Here is an 18,399-nt window from a genome sequence, read left to right as displayed (position 1 = left end):
TCGTGCGCCGGCGCGATCGATTAACATCGGACGTTTCATTCCACAGCACAGGCTGCCGCGTGCCGATGTCCATTCCATCCGATTCCGCTGCCCCGGTCGAAACACCCCGTGCGTGGCGCGTGCATGCGCTCGACGTGCCGGCCGCCGCGTCCCGCGCCGGCGTGCGGATCGCGCGCATCGATTTCGACTGGCGCGTGCCGCTGGCGTCGCCCGCCTATGCGGCGCTCAGCGATGACGAGCGGGCGCGGGCCGCACGCTTCTTGCGGCACGAGGATGCGGTGCGCAGCGCCGCGACACGCGCCGCGCTGCGCGACGTGCTCGGCGAGGCTCTCGGTGTCGCGCCGCACGCGGTCGCGATCGTCGTCGACGAATCGGGGCGGCCGTCGCCGGCCCCCGCACATGGCACGACGCTCGATTTCAACGTGTCGCACGCGGGCGATCACGCGCTGCTCGCGTGGGCGCCTGCGGGCCGCGTCGGCGTCGACATCGAATCCTGCCATCGCACGGCCGACTGGCATGCGCTGACACGCGAAGTCTGCGCACCGGCCGAGGCCGCGTATCTCGACGGCCTGCCGCCCGACGCGCGCGCGGACGCATTCATGCGGGTCTGGTCCGCGAAGGAGGCGCTGCTCAAGGCGCTCGGCACCGGCATCGTCGGCGGGCTGCGCGCGTTCGCGGTCGTGCCGCCGCGCGATCCGGCGACCCCCGCGACGACGATCGTCGAGCCGGCCGCGCCCGCCGCCGGCGTCGCGGCGTTCGACGCGGCGTGGGTCGACGCGGCGCCCGGCTACGCGGCGTGCGTCGCGTGGACGCGCGCGTGAGCCGGTGTCAACGAGCGGCGCTTATTCGAGCGGCGTGTCGTTCGGCGCCGCATAGCGCGTCCTGATCACGTCGCTCATCGGGAAGTCGAACGCCAGCCCCTTCGGCGGCACCGGCTTCATGAACCACTTGTCGTACAGCGCGTTGATCTCGCCGCTTTTCATCAGTTGCACGAGCACGCCGTCGACGAGCGCCTTGAACTGCGGATCGTCCTTGCGCAGCATGAACCCGTAGGCTTCCGACGATTGCGGCGTGCCGACGATCTGCCAGTCGCCCGGTTTCGCGGCGAGCTGGCGCGCACCCGCGAGCAGTACGTCGTCCATCATGTACGCGACCGCGCGGCCCGATTCGAGCGTGAGGCGTCCTTCGCCGTAGTCCTTCGCGCTGATGATCTGCATGTTCATCTTCTTTTCCTCGTTCATCTTGCGCAGCAGGCGTTCGGACGTCGTGCCCTGGTTCGTCACGACCGTCTTGCCGGCGAGATCGGGGAAGTCGCGGATGCCCGACGTCGTGCGCGTGAGCAGGCGCGTCGTCGCGACGAAGAACGTGGTCGAGAACGCCACCTGCGCGTGACGCGCGGCGAGGTTGGTCGTCACGCCGCATTCGAGATCGACGGTGCCGTTCTGCACCAGCGGGATGCGGTTCTGCGACGTGACGGGGATGAAGCGCACCTGCAGGTCGGGCTTGCCGGTGCGCGCCTTCACCGCGGCGATCACGCGATCGCACAGGTCCTGCGAGAAGCCGATCACCTTGCCGCTCGCGTCGACGTAGGAGAACGGCACCGACGTCTCGCGATGGCCGATCGAGATCAGGTTGCCCTGCCGGATCTTCTCGAGCGTGCCCGACAGCGGCTCGGCGGCGAGCGACGCGCCGCACGCGAGCGCGCACGTGGCGACGAGCAGGCTGCGGCGGAACAGGGCGGCGAACCGGGGCGGGATGTTCATGACGGGGATCTCCTTGTCGAGTGGTGATCCGTATGTTGCCAAATACAAAATAATTGCAACATATGTTAATGCTCGGGCCCCGCTGGCCGATCCGGTGGGCCGGGCCGGGCATCAGGGAAACTCCTGAGTCGAAATCGGTGAAAAACGGGTTGTCTAGACAAGTTCGGGTGGCTACACTTCAATCCATTCCGAACTTGTCTAGACAGGATTGCTCACATGATTACGTTGACCCCCGGCCACCTGACCCTCCCGCAACTGCGCCAGATCGCACGCGAATCCGTGCAACTGACGCTCGACCCGGCCAGCTTCGCGAAGATCGACGCCGGCGCGAAGGCCGTCGCCGACATCGCCGCGAAGGGCGAGCCGGCCTACGGCATCAACACGGGCTTCGGCCGCCTGGCCAGCACGCACATCCCGCACGACCAGCTCGAGCTGCTGCAGAAGAACCTCGTGCTGTCGCACGCGGTCGGCGTCGGCGCGCCGATGGAGCGTTCGTCGGTGCGCCTGCTGATGGCGCTGAAGCTGTCGAGCCTCGGCCGCGGCCACTCGGGCATCCGTCGCGAAGTGATGGATGCGCTGATCACGCTGTTCAACGCGGACGTGCTGCCGCTGATCCCGGTGAAGGGCTCGGTCGGCGCATCGGGCGACCTCGCGCCGCTCGCGCACATGTCGGCCGTGCTGCTCGGCGTCGGCGAAGTGTTCATCCGCGGCGAGCGCGCGAGCGCGCTCGACGGTCTGCGCGTCGCGGGCCTCGCGCCGCTGACGCTGCAGGCGAAGGAAGGCCTCGCGCTGCTGAACGGCACGCAGGCATCGACCGCGCTGGCGCTCGACAACATGTTCTCGATCGAAGACCTGTACCGCACCGGGCTTGTCGCCGGCGCGCTGTCGGTCGACGCGGCGGCCGGCTCGGTGAAGCCGTTCGATGCGCGCATCCACGAACTGCGCGGCCATCAAGGCCAGATCGATGCGGCAGCGGCCTACCGCGACCTGCTCGAAGGCTCGCCGATCAACCAGTCGCACCGCGACTGCGACAAGGTGCAGGATCCGTACAGCCTGCGCTGCCAGCCGCAGGTGATGGGCGCGTGCCTGGACCAGATGCGCCATGCGGCCAACGTGCTGCTGATCGAGGCGAACGCGGTGTCGGACAACCCGCTGATCTTCCCGGATACCGGCGAAGTGCTGTCGGGCGGCAACTTCCACGCGGAACCCGTCGCGTTCGCGGCCGACAACCTCGCGCTGGCCGCAGCGGAAATCGGCGCGCTGGCCGAGCGCCGCATCGCGCTGCTGATCGACGCGACGCTGTCGGGCCTGCCCCCGTTCCTCGTGCGGGACGGCGGCGTGAACTCGGGCTTCATGATCGCCCACGTGACGGCCGCTGCCCTCGCGTCGGAAAACAAGACGCTCGCGCACCCGGCGTCGGTCGATTCGCTGCCGACTTCCGCGAACCAGGAAGACCACGTGTCGATGGCGACGTTCGCCGCGCGCAAGCTCGCCGACATCGCGGACAACACCAAGCACATCCTCGCGATCGAACTGCTGGCCGCTGCGCAAGGCGTCGACCTGCGCGCGCCGTATCACACGAGCCCGAAGCTGGCGCCCGTGATGGAAACGATCCGCGGCAAGGTCGCGCACTACGAGCTCGACCACTACTTCGCACCGGACATCGCGGCGATCGCGAAGCTCGTCGGCGAGCGTGCGTTCGCGAAGGTTGCACCGTTCTCGTTCGCATCGGAACAGTAAGCCCATGAGCGCGCCGGTCTACCAGGAGATCAAGGATTTCATCCTGGGCCGCATCCACGCCGGCGAGTGGGAGGAGGGCGACCAGGTGCCGTCCGAGAACGAGCTGGCGCGCGAGTTCAAGGTCGCGCGCATGACCGTCAACCGCGCGCTGCGCGAGTTGACGGCCGAGCAGGTGCTCACGCGGATGAAGGGCGCGGGCACCTACGTCGCGCGGCCGAAGTACGAGTCGACGCTGGTGGCGATCCGCAGTATCTCGGAGGAGGTCGGCGCGCGCGGGCATGCGTATCACGCCAGCGTGCTCGGCCTCGACACGATCCGCGCCGACGAGGCGCTCGCCGACGAGATGCAGGTGGCCGTGCGCGCGAAGCTGTTTCATTCGCAGGTGCTGCACTTCGAGAACGACGAGCCGGTGCAGCTCGAAGAACGATGGGTGAATCCGGCGGTCGCGCCGGATTACGCCGAGCAGGATTTCACGAACACGACGCCGAACCTGTACCTGATGCGCGCGGCTCCGCTGCAGCGCGTCGAGTACCGGATCGAAGCGGCGGCCCCGGCGCCGGAGCGGCGCGAGCAGCTGCGGATGGACGACGTCGAGCCGTGTCTGGTTTTACATCGGCGCACCTGGTCGCAGGGCGTCGTCGCCTCGGTGGCGAATCTGTGGCACCCCGGCAGCCGTTATCGCTTCACCGGGCATTTCTGATTCCTATTTGATATTCATTTTCCTTCGGGAGCAGTCGTCATGAACCATCCGAAACACATCGATCCCCGTCTCGATCCGACGCGCACGATCCGCGCGCCGCGCGGCAGCGAGAAAACCTGCAAGACCTGGCTGGCAGAAGCGGCTTACCGGATGATCCAGAACAACCTGGATCCGGAAGTCGCCGAGCATCCGCATGCGCTCGTCGTGTACGGCGGCATCGGCCGCGCGGCGCGCAACTGGGAATGCTACGACCAGATCCTCGCGTCGCTGAAGGATCTCGAAGAGAACGAGACGCTGCTGATTCAATCGGGCAAGCCGGTCGGTGTGTTCCGCACGCACAAGGATGCGCCGCGCGTGCTGCTCGCGAACTCGAACCTCGTGCCGCACTGGGCCAACTGGGATCACTTCCACGAGCTCGACCGCAAGGGCCTGATGATGTACGGCCAGATGACCGCCGGCAGCTGGATCTACATCGGCAGCCAGGGCATCGTGCAGGGCACCTACGAAACGTTCTTCTCGGTCGCGAACCAGCACTTCAACGGCGATCCGTCGGGCCGCTGGATCCTGACGGGCGGCCTCGGCGGGATGGGCGGCGCGCAGCCGCTCGCCGCGACGATGGCAGGCTTCTCGATGATCGCGGTCGAATGCGACGAGACCCGCATCGACTTCCGCCTGAAGACGCGCTACGTCGACAAGAAGGCGACGACGCTCGACGAAGCGCTCGGCATGATCGAGGAGGCGAAGCGCGACGGCAAGCCGGTGTCGATCGGCCTGCTGGGCAACGCGGCCGACGTGTTCGCGGAACTCGTCGAGCGCGGCATTACGCCGGACTGCGTGACCGACCAGACGAGCGCGCACGACCCGATCAACGGCTACCTGCCGCAGGGCTGGACCGTCGCGCAATGGCGCGAAGCGCAGAAGGTCGATCCGCAGAGCATCGTGAAGGTCGCGAAGCAATCGATGGCCGTCCAGGTGCGCGCGATGCTGGCGCTGCAGGAACGCGGCGCGGCGACGCTCGACTACGGCAACAACATTCGCCAGATGGCGCTGGAAATGGGCGTCGAGAACGCGTTCGACTTCCCGGGCTTCGTGCCGGCGTACATCCGCCCGCTGTTCTGCGAAGGCAAGGGCCCGTTCCGCTGGGTCGCGCTGTCCGGCGATCCGGAAGACATCTACAAGACCGACCAGAAGGTGAAGGAGCTGATCCCCGACGATCCGCACCTGCACAACTGGCTCGACATGGCGCGTGAGCGCATCGCGTTCCAGGGCCTGCCGGCACGGATCTGCTGGGTCGGCGTGAAGGATCGCTATCGCCTCGGCCAGGCGTTCAACGAAATGGTGAAGAACGGCGAACTGAAGGCGCCGATCGTGATCGGCCGCGACCACCTCGACACGGGTTCGGTCGCAAGCCCGAACCGCGAGACGGAATCGATGAAGGACGGTTCGGACGCGGTCAGCGACTGGCCGCTGCTGAACGCACTGCTGAATACGGCAGGCGGCGCATCGTGGGTGTCGCTGCACCATGGCGGCGGCGTCGGCATGGGCTTCTCGCAGCACTCGGGCGTCGTGATCGTCGCCGACGGTACGGCTGAAGCGCACGAGCGTCTCGGTCGCGTGCTGCTGAACGACCCGGCGACGGGCGTGATGCGCCATGCGGATGCAGGTTACGAACTCGCGCAGCAGACGGCCCGCGAAGCCGGCCTGAAGCTGCCGATGCTCGGCCGCTGAGCATGACGGCGCTTGCTCAGGCGCCGGCAGACGCGACGCTGGCCGCCGCGCTGATCCGCGCGGCGGATCTCGTCGCGTCGCCGTGGAAGAATGGCGGCGGCGTGACGCGCGAGATCGGCGCTTTTCCTCCCGGCGCCGCGCTCGATGCATTCGCGTGGCGCGTGAGCGTCGCGGACGTCGGCACGGCCGGGCCGTTCTCGCGTTTCGACGGGGTCGACCGCACGCTCGTGCTGCTGTCCGGCGCGGGCATGACGCTTGCCGAAGCGGGCGGTGCACGCCACGTGCTCGATACGCCGCTGGCGCGCGCGGATTTCGCGGGCGAGACGGCGATCGACGCGACGCTGCATGACGGCGCGACGCGCGACTTCAACCTGATGACGCGCCGTTCGGCTGCGCGCGGCGCGCTCGACGTATGGCGCTCGGGTGCGCACCGCATGGAGCGCGCCGATACCGTGCTGCTGTTTTGCGCGGCCGGTGCGGTCGGCGTTGAAATCGACGGCGCGCACTACGCACTGGAAGAAATGGACACGCTGCGGCTCGATGGGCCGCGGCGTGCGTTTGACGTCGTCGTGAGCGGGGGCGGCGCGCTGCTGGCCGTTTCGCTCGCCGTCGGCGAACGAGACTGAACGCATGAAACCGACTGTCTGGCATCACCTGAGGCTGTGTCCGCACGGCCATCCCGACGAGACGATCGACGATGCGGCGATCGCGGTCGACGAAACCGGCACGATCGTCTGGCTCGGCGCGTTGTCCGCGCTGCCGCACGGTTATGCGCACTGGCAGCGCGAGGATCTGCACGGCGCGTGGGTGACGCCGGGCCTCGTCGATTGCCATACGCACCTCGTGTACGGCGGCACGCGTGCCGACGAATTCGCGCAGCGCCTCGCGGGCGTCAGCTACGAGGAAATCGCGCGGCAGGGCGGCGGGATCGTGTCGACGGTGCGCGCGACGCGCGCGGCCGACGAGACGACGCTGTTCGTGCAGGCCGCCGCGCGCCTGCAGCCGCTGCTCGCCGAAGGCGTGACCGCGATCGAGATCAAGTCGGGCTACGGGCTCGACCTCGCGACCGAACGCAAGATGCTGCGCGTCGCGCGCCAGCTCGGCGAGCGCTTCCCGGTCACCGTCTACACGACCTTCCTCGGCGCGCACGCGCTGCCGCCCGAATACGCGGGCCGTGCGGATGCGTACATCGACGAAGTGTGCGAACGGATGCTGCCGGCGCTGGCCGACGAGGGGCTCGTCGACGCGGTCGACGTGTTCTGCGAACGCATCGGCTTTTCGCTCGCGCAGACCGAGCGCGTGTTCGAGGCCGCGACGCGGCGCGGGCTGCCCGTGAAGCTGCATGCGGAGCAACTGTCGAACGCGGGCGGCACGGCGCTTGCCGCGCGCTACCGCGCGCTGTCTGCCGACCACCTCGAATTTCTCGACGAAGCCGGCATCGAGGCGATGAAGGCGGCCGGTACGGTCGCCGTGCTGCTGCCCGGCGCGTACTACTTCATCCGCGAAACGCAATTGCCGCCGATCGCGCTGCTGCGCAAGCACGGCGTGCCGATCGCGCTCGCGACCGATCACAACCCGGGCACGTCGCCGCTCGAATCGCTGCTGCTGACGTTGAACATGGGCTGCACGCTGTTCCGCATGACGGTGCCCGAGGTGCTGCAGGGCGTCACGCGCCATGCGGCCGCGGCGCTCGGCCGCGCGGATCGGCACGGTGCGCTCGAGGTCGGCCGCCAGGCCGACTTCGCCGCATGGTCGGTCGGCTCGCTGTCGGAGCTTGCTTACTGGATCGGCCGGCCGCTGTGCGAGCAGGTCGTGCGCGGCGGCACGACCGTGTTTCGCCGGACGAACGGATAGTTTTGCGTGGGACCGGACCGAGCGCTGAAGCGTGCTGCGGTCCGGTCGACTGCAACGGGGCATGAGCAGGCGCCGATGCGCCGGCCCCTGCCAACCGTGGAATGGGACCAGACCAAACGCTGCGGCGTCGATTCTGGTCGATAAGGAATCGCAATGACCGACACCCTGTTGTTCGCGGACCATGCCTACCTGCCCGATGGCTGGCGCCGCAACGTGCTGCTGCGCTGGGACGCGGCCGGCACGCTGACCGAAGTGACGCCCGACACCGACGCGCCGGCAGGCGTCGCGCGCGCGGCCGGCCCGGTGCTGCCCGGCATGCCGAACCTGCACTCGCATGCGTTCCAGCGCGCGATGGCCGGGCTCACCGAATACCGCGCGAATCCCGCCGACAGCTTCTGGAGCTGGCGCGACCTGATGTACCGATTCGCGCTGAAGATCACGCCCGACGCGCTCGCGGCGATCGCACGCTGGCTGTATGTCGAGATGCTCAAGTGCGGCTACACGTCGGTGTGCGAATTCCACTACGTGCATCATGCGCAGGACGGTTCGCGCTACCCGCAGATCGCGGAACTCGGCACGCGCGTGATCGACGCCGCGCGCTCGGCCGGCATCGGCATCACGATGCTGCCCGTGTCATACCAGTTCGCCGGCTTCGGCAACAAGCCGCCGCGCGACGACCAGCGCCGTTTCATCAACACGCCCGAGGGCCTGCTCGAACTGCTCGACGTCATGCGTCGCGCCGCACCCGAGCATGGCGGTCTGCGCTACGGCGTCGCGCCGCACTCGCTGCGCGCGGTGTCCGAGAACGGGCTGCGTGCGCTGCTCGACGGGCTGCCCGACGACGCGCCCGTGCATATCCATATCGCCGAGCAGACGGCCGAAGTCGACGACTGCGTTCGTGCATACGGCGCACGGCCCGTACAATGGCTGCTCGATCGTTTCGACGTCGATGCGCGCTGGTGCCTCGTGCACGCGACGCACGTCGACGCGGCCGAAACGGCAGCGCTCGCGAAGCGTCGCGCGGTCGCCGGCCTGTGCCTGACGACCGAAGCGAACCTCGGCGACGGCGTGTTCCCGGCGGTCGACTATCTCGCGCAGGGCGGCGTGATCGGCGTCGGCTCGGACAGCCACGCGTCGGTCGACTGGCGCGCCGAGCTGCGCCTGCTCGAATACGGGCAGCGGCTCGTGCACCGCGCGCGCAACGTGCTGGCGAGCGACACGCAGGCGCATGTCGCCGATCGCCTGTTCGATGCGTCGCTCGCAGGCGGCGCGCAGGCCAGCGGGCGGCACGTCGGTGCGCTGCGCGAAGGCTGCCGCGCCGACTGGCTCGTGCTCGATCCCGATCATCCGGCGATCGCCGAACACGGCAGCGCGTCGTGGCTGTCGGGCATCGTGTTCGCCGAGCACGGCGAGACGCCCGTGCTCGACGTCTACACGGGCGGCGAGCGCGTCGTGAGCGGCCGCCGCCATCGCGACGAAGCCGTCGCGTATGCCGACTACCGCGCCGCGCTGGCGCAACTGCTGCGCTGACGCGCGGCAACCGGCGCACGCCGCACGCGTGCGCCGGCAGACTCTTACGGTGATGCGACATGACTGAACAACCGGCTGTATTCACGCTGAAGCAGGGCACGCTGCCGCTGCTGATCTCGATTCCGCACGCAGGCACGCACATCCCCGACGACATTGCCGCGACGATGACGCCCGACGCACGCTTCGTCGACGATTGCGACTGGCATCTCGAACGGCTGTACGGGTTCGCGGCAAGCCTCGGCGCATCGATCCTCGTGCCGTCGCATGCGCGTTACGTCGTCGACCTGAACCGTCCGCCCGACAACGAGAACCTGTATCCGGGGCAGGACACGACGGGGCTCGTGCCGGTCGATACGTTCGACAAGGCGCCGCTGTATCCGGCGAACGCGCTGCCCGGCAACGACGAGATCATGCGTCGCCGCGACCGCTACTGGCGTCCGTATCACGACGCGCTGCAGGGCGAAGTCGCGCGCCTGAAGCGCGAGCACGGCCGCGTGCTCGTGTGGGAAGCGCATTCGATCCGCTCGCACGTGCCGCGCTTCTTCGAAGGCCGCCTGCCGGACTTCAACTTCGGCACGTCGAGCGGCGCGAGCGCCGCGCCGGGCCTCGCGGAGGCGCTGGCCGGGCGCGTGCTCGCGCATGGCGGCTATACGGCCGTCGCGAACGGTCGCTTCAAGGGCGGCTACATCACGCGTCACTACGGCGTGCCCGACACCGGCGTCGAAGCCGTGCAGCTCGAGCTGTCGCAGATCACCTACATGGAAGAGACGCGTCCGTACGCGTACGACGAAGAGCGTGCGGCGCGGATCGTGCCGCTGCTGCAGACGCTCGTCGAAACGGCGCTCGCGCATCGCTGAGCACGGGCCGCCCGCTTGCGGCGGCGCGGCGGAGCAACGGGCGGCAGCCCGCCGGCGTACAGCGTGCGTGCCGGCGCAATGCACGACACGGCATCGATCCCGGCGATCGATGCCGTTTTTTTTCGTCTGATCGATATCGTCATCGGCACCTGAAAATTTGACGCAATTTTTAGGTGATATAAGCTGAATGTCAGGAAGTCGTCACGCGCGCACCGGCGGTGCAGCCGTCGATCATGGCCGCACCGCGCCGGAATCCGTCGCGAGACACCTTGCCGACGTGTCGCCGCGCGGCATTGCCGCATGCGCGTCATCGCGACACGTGTCCTGCATTCATCAGTCAGTCGAGTACGATCGTGAAAGCCGCCAGCCCTTCGATACGCCGGACGCGAAGTCCGTCGGCGGGCGCGCCGCCTCAGGCCGGGCCGATCCGGCATGCTGATCGCGGCACGTGTGCCGCCCCGTTACGCGAGCCTCGTCTCTTCGCCATTTCCCATCGCGGCCTGCGCCGCCTCAATCTCGTGACCGCGCGCGTGTTCAGCGCGGTGCAGTGCGACGGCAGCGCATCGTTGTTGCCCTAGCGTCGTTTTCCGCTTTCGTCCCGGGCCGCACCGCCGGTTGCCGCATCGTCCGCGCGGCAGGATCGCGCATGCCCATGCGTCGCATCGTGGCGCGTGTGTGCGGCGCAACCGCGGACCCTTGTCGTCCCGCGCGCGAACGTGTTGCGCGCGATCATCGGAGAGACGCCCATGCATGCGCGCCCGATCGTAGCCGTCACCGCCGACCGCATCCTGCGCGGTGCGCATCCGAACCACGCGGCGGGCGAGAAGTACCTTGTCGCGCTCGTCGACGGCACCGGCGCGCTTGCGTTCGTGCTGCCCGCGCTCGGCGTGCGCCAGCCGGCCGACGCGATCGTCGCGGCGGTCGACGGGCTGCTGTTTACCGGCAGCTACTCGAACGTCGAGCCGCATCATTACGGCGGTGCCGCGAGTGTGCCCGACACGCTGCACGATCCGGCGCGCGATGCGACCGCGCTGCCGCTGATCCGCGCGGCGATCGACGCGGGCGTGCCGGTGCTCGCGATCTGCCGCGGCATGCAGGAGCTGAACGTCGCGTACGGCGGCACGCTGCATCAGCGGCTGCACGCGACGACCGGCTTCGACGACCATCGCGAGCGGCCGGCCGATCCGCTCGAACGGCAGTACGGCCCCGCGCACGTCGTGCAGCTCGCGCCGGGCGGCCTGCTGCAGCGGGTCGCGCGCGGCGCGCACGAAGCGACGGTCAATTCGCTGCACGACCAGGGCATCGCGCGTCTCGGCGCGGGGCTCGTCGCCGAAGCGAGCGCGCCCGACGGACTGGTCGAGGCCATCAGCGTGCGCGGCGCGCGCGCGTTCGCGCTCGGCGTGCAGTGGCATCCCGAATGGCGCTTCGCGGAACAGCCGCTGTCGCGCGACATCTTCGCGGCATTCGGCGCGGCGTGCCGCGCGCGCATGACGCACCGCATTCATGCGGCCGGCGGCGCGATGCCGTCGCCGGCCGCATCCGACGTCGACTGAACGAGGCCGATCATGCAACCCGAACTGAGCGAATTCCTGCGTCAGCACCGCATCACCGAGGTCGAGGCGATCATTCCCGACATGGCCGGCATCGCACGCGGCAAGATCATTCCGCGCAACAAATTCGAGTCCGGCGAATCGATGCGCCTGCCGCAGGCGGTGATGGTGCAGACCGTCACCGGCGACTATCCGGAGGACGGCTCGCTGACCGGCGTGACCGATCCCGACATGGTGTGCGTGCCCGATCCGTCGACGATCTGCCTGATCCCGTGGGCCGTCGACCCGACCGCGCAGGTGATCCACGACTGCGTGCACTTCGACGGCTCGCCGGTCGAGATCTCGCCGCGCTACGTGCTGCGCCGCGTGCTCGACCTGTACAAGGAGAAGGGCTGGAAACCCGTCGTCGCACCCGAACTCGAGTTCTACCTCGTCGACATGAACGCCGATCCGGACCTGCCGCTGCGTCCGCCGGTCGGCCGTACGGGGCGCGCGGAGACCGGCCGCCAGTCGTATTCGATCGAGGCCGTCAATGAGTTCGATCCGCTGTTCGAGGACATCTACGAGTACTGCGAGATGCAGGGCCTCGATATCGAGACGCTGATCCACGAGGTCGGCGCCGCGCAGATGGAGATCAACTTCGTGCACGGCGACGCGCTGCCGCTGGCCGACCAGGTGTTCCTGTTCAAGCGCACGGTGCGCGAGGCGGCGCTGCGGCACAACATGTATGCAACATTCATGGCCAAGCCGATGGAAGACGAACCCGGTTCCGCGATGCATATCCATCAGAGCCTGGCCGATGTGCACACCGGGCGCAACCTGTTCGCCGACCAGGATGGTGTTGTTTCGCCGCTGTTTCACAGCTATCTCGCGGGGCTGCAGAAGTACACGCCGGCGCTGATGCCGATCTTCGCGCCGTACATCAACTCGTACCGCCGGCTGTCGCGCTTCATGGCCGCGCCGATCAACGTGCAGTGGGGCTACGACAACCGTACGGTCGGCTTCCGCATCCCGCAGTCGAGCCCCGTGGCGCGCCGCATCGAGAACCGGATTCCCGGCGTCGACTGCAACCCGTACCTCGCGTTTGCGGCGACGCTCGCGGCCGGCTATCTCGGGATGACGCAGCAGCTCGCGCCGACCGAGCCGATCGCATCGGACGGCTACGACCTGCCGTACCAGCTGCCGCGCAATCTCGAGGAGGGCATCTCGCTGATGGCTGCATGCGAGCCGCTCGCCGGCATCCTCGGCGACAAGTTCGTGAAGGCCTACCTGGCGCTGAAGGAAACCGAATATGAAGCGTTCTTCCGCGTGATCAGTTCGTGGGAACGCAGGCATCTGCTGCTGCACGTGTGAGCGTGCGGCACGGTTTTACGGAGGAAACATGATCGATCGAAACGAAGCCGTTTCACCGCGACCGGCCGCGCACGCGACCGCCGAATACCGCGCGCTCGACGCCGCGCACCATATCCACCCGTTCTCGGACATGGGCGCGCTGAACCGCGCGGGCAGCCGCGTGATCGTGAAGGCCGACGGCGTCTACCTGTGGGACTCGGACGGCAACAAGGTGATCGACGGGATGGCCGGTCTCTGGTGCGTGAACGTCGGCTACGGCCGCAAGGAACTCGCCGATGCCGCGTATCGCCAGCTGCAGGAACTGCCGTTCTACAACACGTTCTTCAAGACGACGCACCCGCCGGTGATCGAGCTTTCCGCGATGCTCGCGGAAGTGACGCCCGCCGGCTTCAACCACTTCTTCTATTGCAACAGCGGCTCGGAAGGCAACGACACCGTGCTGCGCCTCGTGCACCAATACTGGCGCGTGCAGGGCAAGCCGCAGAAGAAATACGTGATCTCGCGCAGGAACGGCTACCACGGCTCGACGATCGCGGGCGGCACGCTCGGCGGGATGGGCTACATGCACGAGCAGATGCCGTCGAAGGTCGAGCACATCGTGCACATCGACCAGCCGTACTTCTTCGGCGAAGCGCAGCCGGGCGAGACGCCCGAGGCGTTCGGCCTCGCGCGTGCGCAGCAGCTCGAAGCGAAGATCCTCGAACTCGGCGCGGAGAACGTCGCGGCATTCATCGGCGAGCCGTTCCAGGGCGCGGGCGGCGTGATCTTCCCGCCGTCGACGTACTGGCCGGAAATCCAGCGGATCTGCCGCAAGTACGACATCCTGCTGGCCGCCGACGAGGTGATCGGCGGCTTCGGTCGCACCGGCGAATGGTTCGCACACCAGCACTTCGGCTTCGAGCCGGACCTGATCACGATGGCGAAGGGCCTCACGTCGGGTTATGTGCCGATGGGTGCGGTCGGGATTCACGAGCGGGTGGCGCGGCCGATCATCGACAACGGCGAATTCAACCACGGCCTCACGTACTCGGGCCATCCGGTCGCCGCGGCCGTCGCGGTCGCGAACCTGAAGCTGCTGCGCGACGAAGGGATCGTCGAGCGCGTGAAGAACGACATCGGGCCGTATTTCCAGCGCCAGCTGCGCGACGCGCTGGGCGACCATCCGATCGTCGGGGAGATAACGGGAGCGGGGCTGGTCGCCGGCGTTCAGCTTGCGCGCGACCGCGGCCGGCGCGAGCGGTTTGGCGCGGATGTCGATATCGGCACGATCTGCCGCGACTTCTGCTTCAGCGGCAACCTGATCATGCGCGCGACCGGCGACCGGATGCTGCTGTCGCCGCCGCTCGTGATCCGCGAAGCCGAGGTCGACGAGATCGTCGACAAGGCGCGGCGTGCGTTCGACGCGACGGCGGAGCGGGTGGGGTAGTCGCGCAACGATTTACGCGCTGCCGCAATCAATGCGGCAGCGCGGTGCGCCATGTTCGACCGGGATTCAATGAATTCCGGCGGACCGGACCGGCGTGAGGTTCCGGCCGATGCTGCCCGGTGCTCCCGGCACCGGGCGGCCTTGGCGGCAGGCCCGATCGCCGGAAGGCGAGTTGCGCGTTGCCTGGGCGTGAAATAGCGATGGGCCGGGATTACGCGTGCGTGAATCGCTGCCGCTCGAAATCCATGACGAGCGCGACGGAAGACGCGATATCCATCGTTCCCGTTTCAACGATGAGATCGGGAGCGATTGGTATTTCGTATGGATCCGAGATGCCGGTGAATTGCGTCGTCTGACCGGTGATCGCTTTTGCGTAAAGCCGCTTCGGATCACGTGCGGAACACGTTGCAATATCGGTTTTCAAGTAGACCTCGACGAACCGATCCGGGCCGATGATTTGTCGCGCCCGCTGTCGGTCGACCTCGTAAGGCGAGATCAGGGCGACGATTACGGTAAAACCCTGGGCATTGAGCAGTTTCGCGATTTCGGCGGTGCGACGACAGTTCTCGGTACGATCTTCTCGCGTGAAGCCGAGATCGGGAGAAACGCCCGCCCGCAATTCGTCGCCGTCGAGTATGCACGTCGGAATATTGCGCGCGCGCAACCGCCTGGCAATTTCGCGCGAGAGGGTTGACTTGCCGGCGCCGCTCAGACCGGTAAGCCACAGGGTGTAGTCGTTCTTCTCTGGTGCCATGGGTGTGCAATCTCTATCACCAGTTCACCATCGCAAGTCATGATTCCGTGCCCAAATGCGATGCCGATTCGGCTGGCTGTTTATATGGTGAAACGATTCTATGCATCCGGATTTCTACAAATGTTACATAAAAATTACCAAAAATTACGTTGGCAATTTTCTTTCTTTCGCGCTGAAAGTTTGGTAGCGGTTTGAATGAAAGATCTGAACTCTGTGCGGGTGTCGGACGGGTCGATGGCGCCGACCTGACGATGCTTGTTCGGCGAAGAAACAGGGTGTTTTGCGACGGATGAGCGATTTGTCTGACTTGTGTCGCCGATACAAGCTATTGATGTTTGGCGCATTGCGCGGCATCAGTGGCCAAACAATATTTACGAGAGGTCATGCTCGAAGAGAATTTCGATTGGCGGTATCTCGCGATTGTCGGGAAATCGCACGGCTTCATCAAGTTTGCCGGGCCGGCAGTGGTATCCCGCAGGTCCATAAGGGCGCCGGCAATAGAATAGCAGGGAGCCTGCTGATCGAGTTCGAAGCAGGGGATGCGTGCCGGAGAGGAGGGGCGATGCCCTTATCGGGGCGAGCGGGCAGTGAATGCCGGGCACCAAAACGAAAAGGGCCTGCGTCGTGAGACGCAGGCCCTTGAATTCTTTGGTGGGCGGTACTGGGATCGAACCAGTGACCCCTGCCGTGTGAAGGCAGTGCTCTACCGCTGAGCTAACCGCCCAAAGAAGCTGAAATTATGTCAGAGCTTTTGGGGTTCGTAAAGCCCTTTCTGCAAATTTTTTTCAGACCCGCGCAATGATCGGTCAGCCGGCCGTCGATGGCTCGACGAGATCGAGGATCGATCCGTCGCGCTTGAGCGTCGCGAGCACGATGCTCGAATTGATCGACATCACGCCCGCCGCGCGGTGCAGCCGGTTGATCACGAAGTCCGAGTAGTGATCGAGGTCGCGCGCGCGCACCGTCAGCACGTAGTTCGAGCCGCCCGTCACGATCTGCGCCGCGATGACTTCCGGCCACTGCTGGATCGCGTCGACGAACCGGTCGTGCCACTCGGGCACGTCCGGCCGCATCGACACATGCACGAGCGCCTCGAACGCGACGCCGACCTTCTTCGGCTCGATCGTGCAGCGATACCCCGCAATGGCGCCGCGTTCCTCGAGCAGCTTCACGCGCCGCAGGCATGCCGACGGCGACAGTGCGACCGCGTTCGCGAGGTCCTGATTGCTGATGCGTCCGTCACGCTCGAGGTGCCGGAGGATCCGCATGTCGGTTCGATCCAGAGTCATTTCGCAGAATCCGGTGAGTTTTTAGATGGGAGCCGCAGACTCTACTGCAATCGCGCCGGTTCGTCATCGAAAAGTGAAGCTCATTCTATTTCGTCCTCGATAACATGCGCCCCATGCCTCGACTGCACGGCCCGACGCAACGCGATGCCGCCGGCCCTGCCGCCGCCTTCAACCTTCACGGTCATTCCGCCATGTACGAACACATTCCCGCCTATCCGGGCGATCCGATCCTGTCGCTGTTCCAGGCGTTCCAGCAGGATGCGCATCCGCACAAGGTCAACCTGAGCATCGGCCTCTATTACGACGATGCGGGCCGGATTCCGGTGCTGGAAAGCACGCGCATCGCGGCCGGGCGCTTGCGCGACGCCGGCGCGTCGCATACGTATCTGCCGATGGAAGGGCTCGCCGCGTACCGGCAGGGCGTGCAGCGACTCGTGTTCGGCGACGATTGCGCGGCGCTCGCACAAGGGCGCATCGCGACGCTGCAGACGCTCGGCGGATCGGGCGCGATCCGGCTCGGCGCGGAATTCGTGAAGCGCTATTTCCCCGACAGCGCGATCTGGATCAGCGACCCGACGTGGGACAACCACCGCGTGATCTTTTCGGCGGCCGGCCTCGACGTGCACACGTATCCGTACTACGACGAAGCACGCAACGGCATCCGCGTCGACGCGATGCTGGCGACACTCGACGCGTTGCCGGCGCGCAGCGTCGTGCTGCTGCAGCCGTGCTGCCACAACCCGACGGGGCTCGACCTCGACCGCGACGCGTGGCGCGCGGTGATCGACGTGCTCGCGCGGCGCGGGCTGATTCCGTTCCTCGACATGGCGTACCAGGGTTTCGGCGACGGTCTCGCCGACGACGCATGGGCCGTGCGCGCGATCGTCGATGCGGGGCTGCCTGCGATCGTCGGCAACTCGTTCTCGAAGAACTTCTCGCTGTACGGCGAGCGCGTCGGCGGATTGTCGATCGTCTGCGCGAACGCGGGCGAGGCCGCGACGGTGCTGAGCCAGTTGCAGGCCGGCGTGCGCCGCACTTACTCGAGCCCGCCGCTGTTCGGTGCGCAGCTCGTGTCGACCGTGCTGAACGACGACGCGCTGCGCGCGCGCTGGGAAGACGAAGTCGCGCAGGTGCGCACGCGCATCAAGCGGATGCGCGGCGAACTGAAGGCGCGGCTCGATGCGCGCTTGCCGGGCCGCGCGTTCGACGCGCTCGTCGCGCAGCGCGGGATGTTCAGCTACACGGGCATCGCCGCGGCCGACGTCGACCGGCTGCGCGCATCGCACGGCGTCTATCTGCTGCGCTCGGGCCGCCTGTGCATCGCGGGCCTGAACGATGCGAACGTCGACCATGTCGCGAACGCGATCGCCGACGTGCTCGGCGGTGCGTCGCGCCAGGCCGCCTGAGCTTCCCGACCCCGATCCGAAGGAGTACACGATGGCTGAAACGATCCCGGTCGACTTGCCGCAACTCGCGCAACCGTTCTCGTGGGCGACCCGCGCGGGCGGACTGATGTTTACCGGTCACGGGCCGGTCGATGCGTCGGGCGCGATCGTCGGCGACACGATGGCCGAGCAGGCGCGCATCACGCTCGCGAATCTCGCGAAGGCCGTCGCGGCGGCCGGTGCGACGATGGACGATGTCGCGCAGGTGCTCGTCTACCTGTCCGACGTGAAGGCGATGCCCGAATTCGACGCCGAATACCGGCGTCACTTCCGCGAACCGTATCCGAACCGAACGTGCGTCGGCGTGCAGGGGTTCGCGCATCCGGCGATGCGTGTCGAACTCGTCGCGTATGTCGCGCTGCCCGCAGCGCGCACCTGGCAGGAACACCGCGTTGTGCGGTGAGTAGTCA

Annotated in this window: 16 protein-coding genes and 1 tRNA gene; 13 read left to right on the top strand and 4 right to left on the bottom strand. The window is 67.2% G+C overall.

The annotated features are described in order from the left end of the window. Positions 1–65: 65 nt before the first annotated feature. Positions 66–821 (top strand): 4'-phosphopantetheinyl transferase family protein, encoded by a 756-nt coding sequence (locus tag LXM88_RS16575; RefSeq protein ID WP_262534397.1) that lies wholly within the window; start codon positions 66–68, stop codon positions 819–821. Between the two features lie 21 nt (positions 822–842). On the opposite strand, the gene LXM88_RS16570 is transcribed toward LXM88_RS16575, so the two are convergent. Beyond that, positions 843–1,763 (bottom strand): glutamate/aspartate ABC transporter substrate-binding protein, encoded by a 921-nt coding sequence (locus LXM88_RS16570; protein ID WP_262534394.1) that lies wholly within the window; start codon positions 1,761–1,763, stop codon positions 843–845. Between the two features lie 216 nt (positions 1,764–1,979). Here LXM88_RS16570 and hutH point away from each other — a divergent pair, with 216 nt between their 5' ends. The 10 genes from hutH to LXM88_RS16520 all read left to right on the top strand — a co-directional run bounded on the left by hutH (position 1,980) and on the right by LXM88_RS16520 (position 14,501). After that, positions 1,980–3,503, top strand: a complete 1,524-nt coding sequence (hutH, locus tag LXM88_RS16565; RefSeq protein ID WP_129512537.1) for a histidine ammonia-lyase — start codon at positions 1,980–1,982, stop codon at positions 3,501–3,503. Between the two features lie 4 nt (positions 3,504–3,507). Then, a complete protein-coding gene (gene hutC, locus LXM88_RS16560; protein ID WP_047898531.1) occupies positions 3,508–4,203 on the top strand; it encodes a histidine utilization repressor in 696 nt (231 codons plus the stop codon). A gap of 39 nt (positions 4,204–4,242) precedes the next feature. Next, positions 4,243–5,931: a urocanate hydratase gene (gene hutU, locus LXM88_RS16555; protein ID WP_262534389.1), complete on the top strand. Its 1,689-nt coding sequence runs from the start codon at positions 4,243–4,245 to the stop codon at positions 5,929–5,931. 2 nt (positions 5,932–5,933) lie between these two features. Further along, complete coding sequence (locus LXM88_RS16550) at positions 5,934–6,557, top strand: HutD/Ves family protein (protein WP_262534387.1); 624 nt, start codon at positions 5,934–5,936, stop codon at positions 6,555–6,557. A 4-nt stretch (positions 6,558–6,561) separates the two neighbouring features. Next, entirely contained in the window at positions 6,562–7,785 is a 1,224-nt protein-coding gene (gene hutI / locus LXM88_RS16545; protein WP_262534386.1) for an imidazolonepropionase, read from the top strand. A 153-nt stretch (positions 7,786–7,938) separates the two neighbouring features. Continuing rightward, complete coding sequence (locus tag LXM88_RS16540) at positions 7,939–9,315, top strand: formimidoylglutamate deiminase (protein ID WP_262534383.1); 1,377 nt, start codon at positions 7,939–7,941, stop codon at positions 9,313–9,315. Between the two features lie 59 nt (positions 9,316–9,374). Further along, on the top strand, positions 9,375–10,172 hold the full coding sequence (hutG, locus tag LXM88_RS16535) for an N-formylglutamate deformylase (protein WP_262534381.1): 798 nt from the start codon (positions 9,375–9,377) through the stop codon (positions 10,170–10,172). Positions 10,173–10,918: 746 nt separating this feature from the next. Further along, positions 10,919–11,725, top strand: coding sequence for a gamma-glutamyl-gamma-aminobutyrate hydrolase family protein (locus LXM88_RS16530; RefSeq protein ID WP_262534379.1), 807 nt, complete (start codon positions 10,919–10,921; stop codon positions 11,723–11,725). A 12-nt stretch (positions 11,726–11,737) separates the two neighbouring features. Beyond that, positions 11,738–13,075 (top strand): glutamine synthetase family protein, encoded by a 1,338-nt coding sequence (locus LXM88_RS16525; RefSeq protein ID WP_262534376.1) that lies wholly within the window; start codon positions 11,738–11,740, stop codon positions 13,073–13,075. 28 nt (positions 13,076–13,103) lie between these two features. Further along, positions 13,104–14,501, top strand: coding sequence for an aspartate aminotransferase family protein (locus tag LXM88_RS16520; protein WP_262534374.1), 1,398 nt, complete (start codon positions 13,104–13,106; stop codon positions 14,499–14,501). A 211-nt stretch (positions 14,502–14,712) separates the two neighbouring features. Here LXM88_RS16520 and cysC read toward each other — a convergent pair whose 3' ends face one another. From cysC to LXM88_RS16505, 3 genes are all read right to left on the bottom strand, one after another. Next, the gene (cysC, locus tag LXM88_RS16515; protein ID WP_262534372.1) at positions 14,713–15,255 is read right to left on the bottom strand and encodes an adenylyl-sulfate kinase; all 543 of its coding nucleotides are present in this window, start codon (positions 15,253–15,255) and stop codon (positions 14,713–14,715) included. Between the two features lie 649 nt (positions 15,256–15,904). Next, positions 15,905–15,979, bottom strand: a tRNA-Val gene (locus tag LXM88_RS16510). Between the two features lie 82 nt (positions 15,980–16,061). After that, a complete protein-coding gene (locus LXM88_RS16505; RefSeq protein ID WP_262534369.1) occupies positions 16,062–16,544 on the bottom strand; it encodes an Lrp/AsnC family transcriptional regulator in 483 nt (160 codons plus the stop codon). 191 nt (positions 16,545–16,735) lie between these two features. On the opposite strand from LXM88_RS16505, the gene LXM88_RS16500 reads away from it, so the two are divergent. Continuing rightward, positions 16,736–17,950 (top strand): amino acid aminotransferase, encoded by a 1,215-nt coding sequence (locus tag LXM88_RS16500; RefSeq protein ID WP_262534366.1) that lies wholly within the window; start codon positions 16,736–16,738, stop codon positions 17,948–17,950. 31 nt (positions 17,951–17,981) lie between these two features. Beyond that, complete coding sequence (locus LXM88_RS16495; RefSeq protein WP_262534365.1) at positions 17,982–18,392, top strand: RidA family protein; 411 nt, start codon at positions 17,982–17,984, stop codon at positions 18,390–18,392. The last annotated feature ends 7 nt before the right edge of the window (positions 18,393–18,399 follow it).

Origin of the sequence: Burkholderia sp. S-53 (assembly GCF_025560745.1) — a bacterium.
Taxonomy (GTDB): domain Bacteria; phylum Pseudomonadota; class Gammaproteobacteria; order Burkholderiales; family Burkholderiaceae; genus Burkholderia; species Burkholderia pyrrocinia.
The sequence above is the reverse complement of the archived record's forward strand: the minus strand, read 5'-3'. Positions and strand labels throughout refer to the sequence as shown.

Excerpts from the sequence above, each read along its gene's own strand:
- LXM88_RS16575 (WP_262534397.1), top strand. The coding sequence starts at position 66 with ATGTCCATTCCATCCGATTCCGCTGCCCCGGTCGAAACACCCCGTGCG.
- LXM88_RS16570 (WP_262534394.1), bottom strand. The coding sequence starts at position 1,763 with ATGAACATCCCGCCCCGGTTCGCCGCCCTGTTCCGCCGCAGCCTGCTC.
- hutH (WP_129512537.1), top strand. The coding sequence starts at position 1,980 with ATGATTACGTTGACCCCCGGCCACCTGACCCTCCCGCAACTGCGCCAG.
- hutC (WP_047898531.1), top strand. The coding sequence starts at position 3,508 with ATGAGCGCGCCGGTCTACCAGGAGATCAAGGATTTCATCCTGGGCCGC.
- hutU (WP_262534389.1), top strand. The coding sequence starts at position 4,243 with ATGAACCATCCGAAACACATCGATCCCCGTCTCGATCCGACGCGCACG.
- LXM88_RS16550 (WP_262534387.1), top strand. The coding sequence starts at position 5,934 with ATGACGGCGCTTGCTCAGGCGCCGGCAGACGCGACGCTGGCCGCCGCG.
- hutI (WP_262534386.1), top strand. The coding sequence starts at position 6,562 with ATGAAACCGACTGTCTGGCATCACCTGAGGCTGTGTCCGCACGGCCAT.
- LXM88_RS16540 (WP_262534383.1), top strand. The coding sequence starts at position 7,939 with ATGACCGACACCCTGTTGTTCGCGGACCATGCCTACCTGCCCGATGGC.
- hutG (WP_262534381.1), top strand. The coding sequence starts at position 9,375 with ATGACTGAACAACCGGCTGTATTCACGCTGAAGCAGGGCACGCTGCCG.
- LXM88_RS16530 (WP_262534379.1), top strand. The coding sequence starts at position 10,919 with ATGCATGCGCGCCCGATCGTAGCCGTCACCGCCGACCGCATCCTGCGC.
- LXM88_RS16525 (WP_262534376.1), top strand. The coding sequence starts at position 11,738 with ATGCAACCCGAACTGAGCGAATTCCTGCGTCAGCACCGCATCACCGAG.
- LXM88_RS16520 (WP_262534374.1), top strand. The coding sequence starts at position 13,104 with ATGATCGATCGAAACGAAGCCGTTTCACCGCGACCGGCCGCGCACGCG.
- cysC (WP_262534372.1), bottom strand. The coding sequence starts at position 15,255 with ATGGCACCAGAGAAGAACGACTACACCCTGTGGCTTACCGGTCTGAGC.
- LXM88_RS16505 (WP_262534369.1), bottom strand. The coding sequence starts at position 16,544 with ATGACTCTGGATCGAACCGACATGCGGATCCTCCGGCACCTCGAGCGT.
- LXM88_RS16500 (WP_262534366.1), top strand. The coding sequence starts at position 16,736 with ATGTACGAACACATTCCCGCCTATCCGGGCGATCCGATCCTGTCGCTG.
- LXM88_RS16495 (WP_262534365.1), top strand. The coding sequence starts at position 17,982 with ATGGCTGAAACGATCCCGGTCGACTTGCCGCAACTCGCGCAACCGTTC.